Below are 13,072 nucleotides of genomic sequence, written 5' to 3' on the forward strand. Positions count from 1 at the left end.
AAAGATGCTGAATAAACGATTCTACAATAAGCTTTATAAGCCTTGTTTTAGACTTGCTTCGATAAATTTGTCCAAATCACCGTCCAATACCGCACCAGTATTTGAGTTTTCTACACCAGTACGTAAGTCTTTGATACGTGAGTCATCAAGTACATAAGAACGAATTTGGCTGCCCCAACCGATATCAGATTTTGAATCTTCAAGTGCTTGGTGTGCTTCATTACGTTTTTGCATTTCAAGCTCATAGAGCTTGGCACGTAATTGTTTCCAAGCATGGTCACGGTTAGCATGTTGTGAACGTTGGTTCTGACATGCCACCACGATACCTGTTGGCGCGTGTGTTAAACGTACAGCAGAGTCAGTTTTGTTAATATGCTGACCACCTGCACCTGATGCGCGATACGTATCCGTACGAACGTCAGCTGGATTGATATCAATCTCGATATTGTCATCCACTTCTGGCGATACGAACACCGCAGAGAATGAAGTATGGCGACGGTTACCTGAGTCAAATGGTGATTTACGCACTAAACGGTGTACGCCACTTTCGGTACGTAACCAACCATAAGCGTACTCGCCTTCAACACGGATCGTTGCAGATTTAATCCCTGCGACATCACCGTCTGATTCTTCCATCAATTCAGCTTTAAAGCCATGACGTTCAATCCAACGCATATACATACGCAGTAACATAGATGCCCAATCTTGAGCCTCTGTACCACCTGAACCTGCTTGAATTTCCAAGAAACATGGGTTTGGGTCCATCGGATTGCTAAACATACGACGGAACTCAAGTTTAGCCAGTTCAGCTTCAGCGCCATCTAACTCTGCTTGAACATCAGCAAGCATACTTTCTTCATCAGCTTCAACTGCCAAATCAAGCATTGCTTGCGCATCTTCTAATTGTGTAGACAAACCATCCAAGACATTGATGACATTTTCAAGTTCACCTTTTTCTTTTGCCATGGCTTGGGCACGACTTTGGTCATTCCAAATCGCTGGATCTTCTAATTCGCGGAGAACCTCTTCTAAACGCTCTTTTTTCAGATCGTAGTCAAAGATACCCCCGAAGTGTTTGACCACGGTCGCTTAAGTCTTTTAATTGGTTTAGGTAAGGATTAATTTCCACGCGTTTTACTCTCTATCTAAGAAAGGGATAAAAATTGGTGAAAGATTATATCACAAGCAAGCTTTGAAAATATTTGCTCGCAAAATTTTGGGGCGCAATTTTTTATTGAGTATCTAGAAATTAAATAAATGTTGTCATTGAATCAATTTCAACATTTAGATTTTTCTAAAAATACGATTTTTAAAATTTAAATATTCAATACGCTAAAGCTGTTCTTTTTAAAAATCTTGAAATCTCAGATATGATATTTTTATTAAAAATCATGCTAATTTTTACCAAATTGTTACATTTTTTTCATAATAACAAGAAAAGTTCACAAATCCTCCATGATTTTAAAAAAATAAAACATTTAAATAAATCAATAAAAATCATTATTTTAATATCACTTTTTATTAAATCCATACTTTTTCTAGGCTTTTAATGCACTTTTAAGATTGACCTTATTTTTTTTTTACATAGACTGAAACTTGTAACAAAAGATGTATTGGTTTTTTAGTTGCATCACATTTTCTGAGGGGAAAATAGATGAAAAAATTAGTTATAAGCACAGCATTATTATCAGCCCTAGCGTTAACAGGAACTGCGCATGCATACCAAGCAGAAGTTGGCGGCTCATATACCTATACGGATTGGGATGATTTCGATGGTACTCACAATTTTGGTGTAGATGGTACTTATTATTTCAATCCAGTCCAAACACGTAACTCACCATTAAATGAAGCAGCATTTTTAGACCGTGCAAGCAACGTGAAAGCTCATGTTGATTATGCAGACAATAACGGTATTAAAAATACTGAATATGGCGCTGGCGCAGAAGTCTTTATTCCAAACAGTGATTTCTACGTAAGCGGTAATGTTTCACGTGATGAAACTAAAGTTAAAAAGACTGACATCGACAACAAAGTAACTTATTACGGTGCTGAAGTTGGTTACCTACCAGCACCTGGTTTATTACTTGCATTAGGTCTTAAAGGCTATGATGCTAAAAATGGTGATGACGGCGTAGATCCAACAGTTCGCGCAAAATATGTGACTCAAGTTGGTCAACATGATGTTAACTTAGAAGCATTCGGTGCATTTGGTGATCTTGACGAGTTTAAAGTTCGTGGTGATTACTACATCGACAAAACTTTAAGCGTAGGTGTGGATTACTACAACAACGACTTAACAGATTATGATGAATGGGGTGTTTCTGCGAAGAAATTCTTCAATCAAAATGTAAGTCTTGAAGGTCGTGTAGGTTTTGGTGATGACGCAAACTCTTACGGTGTACGTGCTGCATATCGCTTCTAATCTAAATCGTTTTTCTGAGTTAGATCATGATCTAGCCTAGAAATGAAAACCGCTCAATATTGAGCGGTTTTTTATTCTTAGATTTTAAAATAAATCGAAATAATGAATATCTACTGACTCAAATGGATCACACGAAGCTGCAAACTGGTGTTGCCATTAAATTGGTTTTTATCCAATTCATATACCAAATGTACCTGGTCTTGCATCGGATCATAATCGAATTGAGTACGGGCATTGAACGCAATTGCATCCACGCTACGACCACCTTGTAGTGCCAAACGCAGTTTCAAATGTGCTTCCTTCAGCCAACGATAGTCGATCACTTTGAAATTGCCCTCAAAGACAGGATGTGGGAATTTTTGTCCCCAAGGTCCCATATCATCAATTTGCTGAACAGTGCTTAGCTGTAAAGCATCGTCGGGCAATTCCCCATCTGTCCAAAGTGTTGCCAAAAATAATTCTTCATTCATTTCGGCAATCAGATTGGTAAATACCATTTTAAATTCTTCAAAATGCTCTTTACGAATGGTGAGCCCTGCTGCTGCCGCATGTCCACCAAAAAACTTGACCAAATGCGGATACTGTTCAGCCACTTTTTCTATGCTATCTCGAATATGAATCCCATCGATAGAACGTGCTGAGCCTTTGATATGAACCCCATCTTGGTCTTGAGCAAAGACGATACTTGGGCGATGAAATTGTTCTTTTAAACGTCCAGCAACGATCCCGATCACACCTTGATGCCAATGCGCTTCAAACATGACCAAAGCCGCAGGTAAAGCATCTGCATCCAGATCCAGTTTTGCAAGTTCAGTCAATGCCTCTTGCTTCATCTGGGTTTCAACTTGGCGACGATCCAGATTGAGCTGATTGAGCTGCTTTGCATAAAAATAAGCTTGCTCTGTATTTTCAGCGAGTAAACATTCAATCCCGATATCCATGGTTTCCATACGACCGGCAGCATTGATCCGTGGACCCAGTACAAAACCTAGATCTTGTGCTTTTAAAGACTGACTTTCCCGACCCGCGATGTCCAATAAAGCTGAAATACCGATACGACATTGATTTTGCTGGATTCGTTTTAATCCAGCATCAACTAAAATACGATTATTCAAATCCAGACTTGCCACATCTGCATAAGTCCCAAGCGCAACCAAATCCAGATATTGAGCAATTTTTGCAGTCGATTTTCCTATTTTGGCACGATAACTTGATAGATTTGCCAACAAATAAAATGCGACTCCGACACCTGCTAAGGCTTTACTCGGGAAATCACAGCCAAGTTGGTTTGGATTCACCACAGCCTCAGCTTGAGGTGTTGCTTTAGTGGTGAGATGGTGATCGGTAATAATCACCTTCATACCATGCTGCTGAGCCTGTGCCACACCTTCATGGCTAGAAATGCCATTGTCCACGGTAATCAGCAAATCAGGTTGATGGCTTGTAAATGCCAAATCAGCAATTGCAGCAGTCAGACCATAACCATATTTAAAACGGTCTGGCACTAAATACTCAATATTGGCACCCATTTCCCTGAGCACCAATATCATCAATGCAGTACTGGTCGCACCATCTGCATCATAATCACCGACAACAACAATTTTCTGCTGTTGATCTAAAGCTTGATCAAGCAGATCTATCGCTGTCTCAAGCCCCTTTAGATTTGGCGCAAGTAGATATTTAAGTTTGAGATCGAGTTCTTGTGCTGAAGCGACACCACGACGTGCCAAAATCTCAGCAATAAAGTTTGACACACCCTGAATATTTTCAGGGCGTGTGATTAAAGGTCTTTGTTTAATTTGAATTTTTGACATTTAAGGCATCAAACGCTGAATCGTCCAAGCGCCATCCACTTTTTCATAACTTAAACGATCATGTAAGCGATTTGGACGTCCTTGCCAAAACTCATAATAGTCTGGTTCGATACGATAACCGCCCCAAAATTCTGGTTTTGCCAATTCAGCCTTTTGTTCAACGGCATCATGTAATGCTTGGAATTTTTCTACCAATAACTCACGATTGGCAATAACACCACTTTGCGGCGTACTGATATGTGCAGCAATTTGGCTATCTCGAGGACGTTTATGATAATAAGCTGTTGATTCTTCTTCAGAGATTTTGCTCACTTTTCCTGAGATTCGAATCTGACGCTCCATCGCAGGCCAATAAAATAGAATTTCCGCATAAGGATTATGCGCCAAATCCAAACCTTTTTGGCTGTCATAATTGGTATAAAAATCATACCCTGCCTCAGTCGCACCACGTAATAACACAGTACGAACATGAGGACGGCCTTGTTGATCAGCCGTTGCCAAAGACATGGCATAGGGTTCATGCAATTTTTCTTTCAGAGTTTCATTAAACCAATTTAAAAATTGTTCATGCGGATTGGTATCGACTTGCGCTTCATGAAGTTCATCTTTTTCATAACTCAGACGAAGTTCACTCAAATCTTTAATCACGTCATTCATTTAAATCACCCCTATTCAAAAAAATTAAGCATGTTGACGGACAGCATCTGCCAAATGATTTGCGAGATCTGTCACTTCTTGTAAGTTATCGCCTTCAACCATGACACGGATTACAGGTTCTGTTCCTGATTTACGGATCAAGATTCGACCACGACCTTTGAGTTGTGTTTCCGCTTTATCAAACTCTGCAACCAATGCAGGAATGCTGAACGGATCAATCATTTGTTCTAAACGAACATTCACCAAAATTTGTGGGAAAAGTTTGAAATCTGCAACCAATTCATCCAAAGATTGATCTTGCTCAACCATGACAGTTAACACTTGCAATGCCGCAATGATGGCATCACCTGTTGTACTTTTATCTAGAGTGAGAATGTGTCCAGAGGGTTCGCCACCGATCACCCAGTTATTTTCTTCCAAAGCTTGCAAGACATAACGGTCGCCGACATTCGCACGAGTAAACGGTACACCTGCTTTTTCAAGTGCCAACTCTAAAGCCATGTTGCTCATCACTGTGCCCGCAATACCTGCAGGTTTTTGATTGGCTTTGGTCGCGAGAATATACAAAATATGATCGCCATCAATGAGCTGACCATTTTTATCGACTAAGACAACACGATCGGCATCACCATCAAATGCAATCCCAAGATCAGCCTGATGTTCAAGCACTGCTTTCTGTAAGTTCTCAGGATGAGTCGAACCACAATGATCATTGATATTTAAACCATTTGGATCATTGTAAATTGCGATAACTTTCGCACCTAACTCACGAAAAACGGCAGGTCCAACGCTATAGCCTGCACCATTGGCACAGTCCACCACGATTTTGAGTTTTCTTAAATCAAAATGGTATGGGAATGTCGATTTACAAAATTCGATATAACGCCCATTGGCATCTTTAACACGAACACTTTTACCCAAATTCGCAGTGTCATCAATAATGATGTCTTTTTCTAATTCTGCATTAATCGCATTTTGTAGCGCATCTGGTAATTTTTTACCTTCGCCAGAGAAAAATTTAATCCCATTATCAAAATAAGGATTGTGCGATGCAGAAATCACAATACCCGCATCCGCATGTAGCGCACGTGTTAAATGCGCGATCGCTGGAGTTGGCAATGGACCAAGCAAATGCACATAAACACCCGCAGCATTTAAGCCTGCTTGCAATGCTGCTTCTAAAATATAGCCTGATAAACGCGTATCTTTGCCCAGAACAACAATAGGTTTTTTGGTCGGACTTAATTGTTTTAATACCTTCCCTGCTGCAAAGCCTAATTTTAACGCAAACTCTGGTGTAATGGGCAAAACACCAAATTTTCCACGAATCCCGTCAGTACCAAAATAACTCATTTTTTTCCCACTTATTATCTGCATTAAAACAGTTCGATTTTATGTTACTACACCTTACTTTACACCAAAATAAAAAAGCCGTCATAAGTTGACGGCTTTTTTATGTTGGAAATATTATAAATATTAGCCAACTCGATAATTCGGAGCTTCTTTGGTAATCGTTACATCATGAACGTGAGATTCTTGCATACCAGCAGCAGTAATTTTTACAAATTTCGCTGTTTGACGTAAATCTTCAACGGTTGCAGAACCTGTATAACCCATAGAAGAACGTAAACCGCCCATCATTTGATGTACGATTGCACTCATTGGACCTTTATACGGTACGCGACCTTCAATACCTTCTGGTACTAATTTTTCAGCGCCTGCTTTAGAGTCTTGGAAATAACGGTCAGCAGAGCCAGTTGCACCTGCCATCGCACCCAATGAACCCATACCACGGTATGATTTGTAGTAACGACCTTGGAAAAATTCAACTTCGCCAGGTGCTTCTTCAGTACCTGCCATCAAAGAACCTACCATTACTGTACTCGCACCAGCACCGATTGCTTTTGCCATATCACCAGAGAAACGAATACCACCATCAGCGATCAATGGAATTTGTTCTTTCAATGCATTTGCAACGCTATCAATCGCTGAAATCTGTGGCATACCAATACCAGCAACAATACGAGTTGTACAGATTGAACCAGGACCAATACCGACTTTAACAGCATCAGCACCAGCATCTAACAATGCCAAAGCAGCATCACCAGTCGCGATATTACCGCCGATCACTTGAACTTGTGGGAAGTTTTGTTTTACCCAACGAACACGTTCAATTACACCCGCTGAATGACCATGTGCGGTATCAACCACAATGGCATCAACACCCGCTTCGATCAAAGCTTCTACACGTGCAGGAGTTTCAAGCCCAGTACCGACAGCAGCGCCGACACGTAAACGACCTAATTCGTCTTTACAGCTATTTGGATAAAGTTCTGCTTTACGGAAATCCGTAACGGTAATCAAACCTTTAAGCGCGTTATTGTCATCAACAACCAATACTTTTTCGATACGGTGTTTTTGCAATAATGCTTGAATATTTTCTTTAGATTCGCCTTCTTTAACAGTCACAAGACGATCTTGACCAGTCATGATGTTACTTACAGGTTGCTCAAGATTCGTTTCAAAACGAGTATCACGACCTGTAACGATACCAACCACTTTTCCGTCTTTTACAACTGGAACACCACTAATGTTGTTCTGAGTTGTGATCTCAATCAGTTCACGCACCGTTGTTTCTGGGGTCACTGCGATTGGATCTTTCACCATGCCTGCTTCAAATTTTTTCACACGACGAACTTCGGCAGCTTGCGCAGAGATATCCATGTTTTTATGCAAAATACCGATACCACCATTTTGAGCCATGGCGATTGCCATACGAGACTCAGTAACAGTATCCATTGCTGCAGAAACGAGAGGAATATTTAAATTGATGCCGCGAGTCAGGCGTGTTCTTAGAGAAACATCTTTTGGGAGGACAGTAGAATAGGCAGGGAGTAATAAGACATCATCGAAGGTTAACGCTTCTTGAACGATGGTCAGCATAACAGTCTCACTGGTAATTTCCGTGAGCTATTATAAACAAATTTACGTGCAAATTTCATTTTTATTATATAAATTAATTTTAAGGCTTATTCCTATTTTAATAGATTTCTTTCATAAATTAAAAAATGATCAGGTATTTTAGTGAAAAGTATCATACGGTCACATTTGCCGTGAGTCATTTAATTTACTTTGCGTAGACAATCTTTCTTACTTTGTTTTTGGACAAATGAGAAATATATTTCGCAAGGAAACCATTTGTCGAACAAATGGGCATACATCCTGAGCAATTTTTAAAGCACTGCTTTAAAAAATGCGGAACTCCCTTGTTCGACGAACGGCATCCTGCCTTAATTGCAAATTTTATTACTTTTGAAGCAAAATGATGGGAGTATAAATTTGAGCAATAAATGACTTATGTAAAAACTCTAATAAATATAAGTTAATAAAAAGAAATACCTTGAGAGATTCCACATCAACAGATTATAAAATCTCTCCTTTATCTAAGAATATTACTTAGGACAACTAAATATCGTTTCATCCATCAAATCAATACCGCATTGCAGATTTTCAATCCAATCTAAAAACTGATTGACCATCGGTTTTCCAATAAAGGCATTGCCATGTTGAGGAACGATCATTTCCACATCCATTTCACGAACCATACGTACCCAAAGTTTAATAACACGATTGGAACACATATAACGCTGGTGAAACGCCTTCATTTTGACAATATGATCAGTAAAATTTTCCAAAGGCAACGAGGCATCATCTACGATCGAAGCCCCCATATCACCTGAAAATAAAATCTTAGAAATGGGGTCATAAAACTGAAAGTTACCCACAGAATGCAGAAAATGTGCAGGCACAGCGATAATTCTCGATTCACCTAAAGGGATACTTTGACCATGATCAGGGATTTCAATTAAACGATCTTCCCAACTGCCCTGCATACGATCATTCATAAAGGTTGAACTTAAATGTGGCAAAAATCTCGCCCACAATTTTGAAGAAGCAACTTTAGCTTTGGTATACACCAACCAACGTGGCATAGAAGTAATAATGTCTGGATCTTGATGTGATGCAATCACATAATCTAAATTTTGCAAACGGGTATATTTATTGAGTTCCATGGTCAAAGGAATATAGGTCAGATCACCACCTGGATCTAAAACCGCCGCACGCTCATGATCTAAAATTAAAAACTGATTCGCTTGTACCCCTTCACCTTTTACCAAACTGGTAAAACTTATACATTTATGTGTTCCGTTATCAAATAATACTTGCGACGTCGTACGATCTGTAGCCATGCTCAAATAACCCCAATAAAACTCTAAAAATAGATAAAAAATTTATAAATATTTATTCCATATAAAATATAAGGTATTGCTTAAATATACAATGACTTTATCTAGTTTCTAGCGTAGATTTATCGAGAGAAAAGAGTGACTTAAGACCGATTTTTTACTATAAAATTCGAGCACATTGATATTTTAAATAAATCAATGAACTAGATTAATGAAAAAAATAATTTTGATGATCTATTTTTCTTTTGTAAAAACTGGATTTATGTTCGTAAAAGCAGATCTTTAAAATGATGCTTTGCTAAACTGCTTTAAAGAGCATTTACACCCAAAATCCAGCACTCTATTAGAATTTAGATTTTGGGTGTTATGATTAGAAGAAATAATGTTGAACTAGAGCACCCACACCCATGACGAAGAAAACGGCTGCACCTATTTTATGAATAAGGGAAATAGGTAATTTTTCTGCCATTTTATTACCAATAAAGACAGCAGGCGCATTGACCAACATAATCCCAATCGTCGTGCCCAAAGTCACCCACATCACGCTATCAAAGCGGGCTGCCAAAGCAATCGTTGCAACCTGTGTTTTATCGCCAATTTCTGCCAAAAAGAATAAAACAAATGTTGCACCAAAAACGCCATATTTTTGCCAACGGTTAATACTTCCAGATTCATCATCCAATTTGTCAGGAATCAGCATCCAAATTGACATACCAATAAAGCCAAGCGCAACGATCCAAAGCAAGACATCAGGACTTAAAACTGTCGTAATCCACTGTCCTAAAATCGCAGAAACACCGTGGTTGACCACAGTTGCCAAGAAAATAGCAATTAAAATCGGAACAGGTTTACGAAAACGTGCGGCAAGCAATAATGTTAATAATTGAGTTTTGTCGCCCATTTCAGACAAGGCAACAATGAGAAGAGATACAAGAAAAGCATTCATGTGATGGATTTCTCTGGCTAGCAAACATACCGATGACTTATCCCTCCTGCTAGCCAAAATGGGTCGCCCCAATGCAGAGTGATAAATCAAAGGTCTTGCCAACAAAAGAAAGCTTTTTGAAAAGCTGAATTGGTTCTTTGCTATGATGACCATGTTCTGTTGAACAATTATGTTGACCATCACCTATTTGCATCAGCAAATAGCGGCTACTCCCCAATGAAGTAATGTTATTCTACAATGCTTCCATTATTCATTCAATTTTAAATTTTATAAATCTAATGCAGACCAATATCAAAACTGTGATCGAACGTCACCTTTATCCCGACAATATCTTTATCATCGGGGGTGGTCCTTCTTTAAAGGATCTAGATTTAAGTCCACTACACAATCAATCTTATTTTACGATTGTCTGCAACCAGGCTTATCAACTAATTCCAAGTGCAACGATTGCACATCATAGTGATTATCAATGGTGGGATTCTCATAAAGATTCACTTGAAAGAGGATATAAAGGTGAGTTGATTACAGGGTGCGGTTTGGGAACAAATTTGACCTATCCCGCAGATGCTGTGCATAAACTACAAACGATTAACTTTGAAAATAAACAAGACTTTCTAATCGACACAAATTTGGTTTATGGCAATAACTGTGGCTTACAAGCGGTGTCTTTGGCACATTTTTTTATGCCTAAAAATATCATACTCATTGGTTTTGATTTTAAAGCTCGAAATGAGCAAACGCATGGCTATACCCCACATAACGCTTTAGATATGCAGCATTTTGAAAAGTTTTGGCTACAATTTTTAAAAAACTTTAGCCAATTCGAAACTTTAAGACAGAATATTTGGGGCAGTATCCATCCAGATCAGGCTTTGCCTCATATTTATAATCTCAATCCTGATTCGGCTTTAACGCTGTATGACCAGAGCAAAACACTGGCAGATTTTTTATAAGCCAAATATGAGCCAATAAAAAACCCCGCATAATGCGAGGTTTTTTTTAAACTGAACTTAGAGCAAGATATTGCGGATATCCGCTAAAAGTTTCGTCAATTTATTGGTAAATCGAGCAGCGTCAGCACCATTGATCACACGGTGGTCATAAGACAATGACAATGGCAACATCAATCGAGGATCGAAGTCTTTACCATTCCAAACAGGTTGCATAGTCGCTGGTGAAATACCCAAAATTGCAACTTGTGGCCAGTTCACCAATGGTGTAAATGCCGTACCACCAATACTACCCAAGCTGGTAATCGTAAAGTTTGCACCTTGAAGATCTTTCGGTGAAAGTTTCTTATCACGTGCTTTTTTGCTTAGCTCGCCCAGTTCAACCGCAATTTGTTTAATTGATTTTTGATCTGGATTACGCAGTACAGGTACAGTCAAACCATCTGGCGTTGCCACTGCAATGCCCATATGGATTTCATTACGCAGTAAAACACCTTTTTGATCATCAGCCAAATGTCCTGCAAAGTACGGCTCTTCTTTCAACAAGAATGCCACAGCTTTTGCAATAAATGCCAAGATCGTCAAACTGATACCTTGTTGCTTAAAGCCAGCTTTCAATTCGCCACGCCAAGCTTCGAGTTCAGTAATATCAGCCAAATCAAACTGTGTTACCTGTGGAATGAAGTTATTTAACGATAACTGCGGTACAGAAACTTGCTGTAAACGCGTCATTGTTGCAATTTCACCACCACCAAATGCACTAAAGTCCGGAAGTGCTGGTAATCCAGAAGCCACTTGTGCAACAGCTTGCTGCGGTGCTGCTTGTGGAGCAGTTAAGCGTTGTTTGACATAAGCATAGACATCTTCTTTGATCACACGTGCATGCGGACCAGAAGACTCAACTTGAGCCAAAAGTACACCAAGTTCACGTGCCAATTTTCGTACTGCAGGACCTGCATATACTTTGGCATTTTCAGCTTGTTGTTCTTTGCTTAATTTGTCTGAACTATTTGCAACATGTGCAGTTGGTTCTACCGCTTTGCTTGGACTCGGCGCAGGTTTTGTTTCTGCAGGCGCAGGCTTAGCAGCAGCTTGTTCTTTTGCTTGCTCAGAAGGTTGTACATCCGCAACACCATCAATGGTCATCAATGGCATACCTTGTTTCACTTCTTGATTTTGGCTGATATGAATCGCCTTAATCGTTCCTGAAACAGTACTCGGTACTTCCACAGATGCTTTATCTGACTCGACCACAACTAAACTTTGATCTTTTTCAACACGGTCGCCCACGCTCACCAAGATCTCTGAAACAGATGCTTTATCTACACCCAAATCAGGCACATTGATTTCAACTGGACCAGATTGGCCTGGTTGTGCTTGTGCTTTTTCCACAGGTGTAGGTGCCGCTTCTGTTTTTGCAGGCGCTGTTTCGGCTGCTGCCGATGCAGTAGGCGCACTAGAAGTCGTTTTCACAGTAATGAGAACTACACCTTCTTTTACGCTATCGCCCTCTTTAACCACAACAGATTCAACTGTACCCGCAACTGTACTTGGCACTTCAACCGTTGCTTTGTCTGATTCGACCACAACGATGCTGTCATCAACAGCGATTTCATCACCCGCTTTTACTAAAATCTCGCCAACAAGTGCTTTTTCTACACCAATGTCAGGAACTTTTACTTCTACGCTTTGTGAAGTTGTCGCAGCTGCTGGAGCTGCTACTTTTTCTTCTACAGCAGGAGCAGCTTCAGTTTTTACTGTTTCTGCTACAGGTTCTGCTTTTGCTTCTGGTGCAGTTGCCTCTGAAGCTTCAGTTTCGATCTCGACCAAAGCCGCACCTTCTGAAACTTCATCACCTTCTTTGACTAAAATGCTTTTCACCACACCCGCTGAAGTGCTAGGCACTTCAACAGATGCTTTGTCTGATTCAAGCAAAACAATACTGTCATCGACAGCAATCGTATCACCGACTTTGACCAAGATTTCAGCCACAGTGGCTTTTTCTACACCAATATCAGGAGTCGTAATTTGCATTA

Annotated in this window: 10 protein-coding genes and 1 riboswitch; of the genes, 2 read left to right on the forward strand and 8 right to left on the reverse strand. The window is 39.7% G+C overall.

From position 1 onward, the window contains the following. Window positions 1–33: 33 nt before the first annotated feature. Window positions 34–1,129 (reverse strand): peptide chain release factor 2 gene (gene prfB / locus F960_RS19340; protein WP_154650784.1). Its coding sequence is split into 2 segments (ribosomal slippage): window positions 34–1,056 and window positions 1,058–1,129, totalling 1,095 coding nucleotides; the frame shifts between segments, so codons are not numbered across the junction. A 525-nt stretch (window positions 1,130–1,654) separates the two neighbouring features. Here prfB and F960_RS19345 point away from each other — a divergent pair. Continuing rightward, complete coding sequence (locus F960_RS19345; RefSeq protein WP_004870007.1) at window positions 1,655–2,422, forward strand: putative porin; 768 nt, start codon at window positions 1,655–1,657, stop codon at window positions 2,420–2,422. Between the two features lie 110 nt (window positions 2,423–2,532). Here F960_RS19345 and recJ read toward each other — a convergent pair whose 3' ends face one another. The 6 genes from recJ to F960_RS19375 form a co-directional block, all read right to left on the reverse strand. Beyond that, window positions 2,533–4,236 carry a single-stranded-DNA-specific exonuclease RecJ gene (gene recJ, locus F960_RS19350; RefSeq protein WP_004870009.1) on the reverse strand — a complete coding sequence of 568 codons (1,704 nt, stop codon included), beginning with the start codon at window positions 4,234–4,236 and terminating at the stop codon, window positions 2,533–2,535. Next, window positions 4,237–4,893 carry a pyridoxamine 5'-phosphate oxidase gene (pdxH, locus tag F960_RS19355; RefSeq protein WP_004870011.1) on the reverse strand — a complete coding sequence of 219 codons (657 nt, stop codon included), beginning with the start codon at window positions 4,891–4,893 and terminating at the stop codon, window positions 4,237–4,239. 24 nt (window positions 4,894–4,917) lie between these two features. Further along, entirely contained in the window at window positions 4,918–6,246 is a 1,329-nt protein-coding gene (gene glmM, locus F960_RS19360; protein WP_004870012.1) for a phosphoglucosamine mutase, read from the reverse strand. Between the two features lie 123 nt (window positions 6,247–6,369). Continuing rightward, window positions 6,370–7,836, reverse strand: coding sequence for an IMP dehydrogenase (guaB, locus tag F960_RS19365; protein ID WP_004870014.1), 1,467 nt, complete (start codon window positions 7,834–7,836; stop codon window positions 6,370–6,372). 509 nt (window positions 7,837–8,345) lie between these two features. Next, window positions 8,346–9,143 carry an oxygen-binding di-iron domain-containing protein gene (locus tag F960_RS19370; RefSeq protein WP_004870016.1) on the reverse strand — a complete coding sequence of 266 codons (798 nt, stop codon included), beginning with the start codon at window positions 9,141–9,143 and terminating at the stop codon, window positions 8,346–8,348. 367 nt (window positions 9,144–9,510) lie between these two features. Then, complete coding sequence (locus F960_RS19375; RefSeq protein ID WP_004870018.1) at window positions 9,511–10,086, reverse strand: TMEM165/GDT1 family protein; 576 nt, start codon at window positions 10,084–10,086, stop codon at window positions 9,511–9,513. An 84-nt stretch (window positions 10,087–10,170) separates the two neighbouring features. Further along, a riboswitch (yybP-ykoY riboswitch) is annotated at window positions 10,171–10,313 on the reverse strand. Window positions 10,314–10,364: 51 nt separating this feature from the next. Here F960_RS19375 and F960_RS19380 point away from each other — a divergent pair. Beyond that, window positions 10,365–11,039: a motility associated factor glycosyltransferase family protein gene (locus tag F960_RS19380; RefSeq protein ID WP_004870020.1), complete on the forward strand. Its 675-nt coding sequence runs from the start codon at window positions 10,365–10,367 to the stop codon at window positions 11,037–11,039. Window positions 11,040–11,096: 57 nt separating this feature from the next. Here F960_RS19380 and F960_RS19385 read toward each other — a convergent pair whose 3' ends face one another. Continuing rightward, a complete protein-coding gene (locus F960_RS19385) occupies window positions 11,097–13,070 on the reverse strand; it encodes a 2-oxo acid dehydrogenase subunit E2 (protein WP_004870022.1) in 1,974 nt (657 codons plus the stop codon). Window positions 13,071–13,072: the final 2 nt, after the last annotated feature.

Origin of the sequence: Acinetobacter gerneri DSM 14967 = CIP 107464 = MTCC 9824 (assembly GCF_000368565.1) — a bacterium.
GTDB classification, from domain to species: domain Bacteria; phylum Pseudomonadota; class Gammaproteobacteria; order Pseudomonadales; family Moraxellaceae; genus Acinetobacter; species Acinetobacter gerneri.

Excerpts from the sequence above, each read along its gene's own strand:
- F960_RS19345 (WP_004870007.1), top strand. The coding sequence starts at position 1,655 with ATGAAAAAATTAGTTATAAGCACAGCATTATTATCAGCCCTAGCGTTA.
- recJ (WP_004870009.1), bottom strand. The coding sequence starts at position 4,236 with ATGTCAAAAATTCAAATTAAACAAAGACCTTTAATCACACGCCCTGAA.
- pdxH (WP_004870011.1), bottom strand. The coding sequence starts at position 4,893 with ATGAATGACGTGATTAAAGATTTGAGTGAACTTCGTCTGAGTTATGAA.
- glmM (WP_004870012.1), bottom strand. The coding sequence starts at position 6,246 with ATGAGTTATTTTGGTACTGACGGGATTCGTGGAAAATTTGGTGTTTTG.
- guaB (WP_004870014.1), bottom strand. The coding sequence starts at position 7,836 with ATGCTGACCATCGTTCAAGAAGCGTTAACCTTCGATGATGTCTTATTA.
- F960_RS19370 (WP_004870016.1), bottom strand. The coding sequence starts at position 9,143 with ATGGCTACAGATCGTACGACGTCGCAAGTATTATTTGATAACGGAACA.
- F960_RS19375 (WP_004870018.1), bottom strand. The coding sequence starts at position 10,086 with ATGAATGCTTTTCTTGTATCTCTTCTCATTGTTGCCTTGTCTGAAATG.
- F960_RS19380 (WP_004870020.1), top strand. The coding sequence starts at position 10,365 with ATGCAGACCAATATCAAAACTGTGATCGAACGTCACCTTTATCCCGAC.
- F960_RS19385 (WP_004870022.1), bottom strand. The coding sequence starts at position 13,070 with ATGCAAATTACGACTCCTGATATTGGTGTAGAAAAAGCCACTGTGGCT.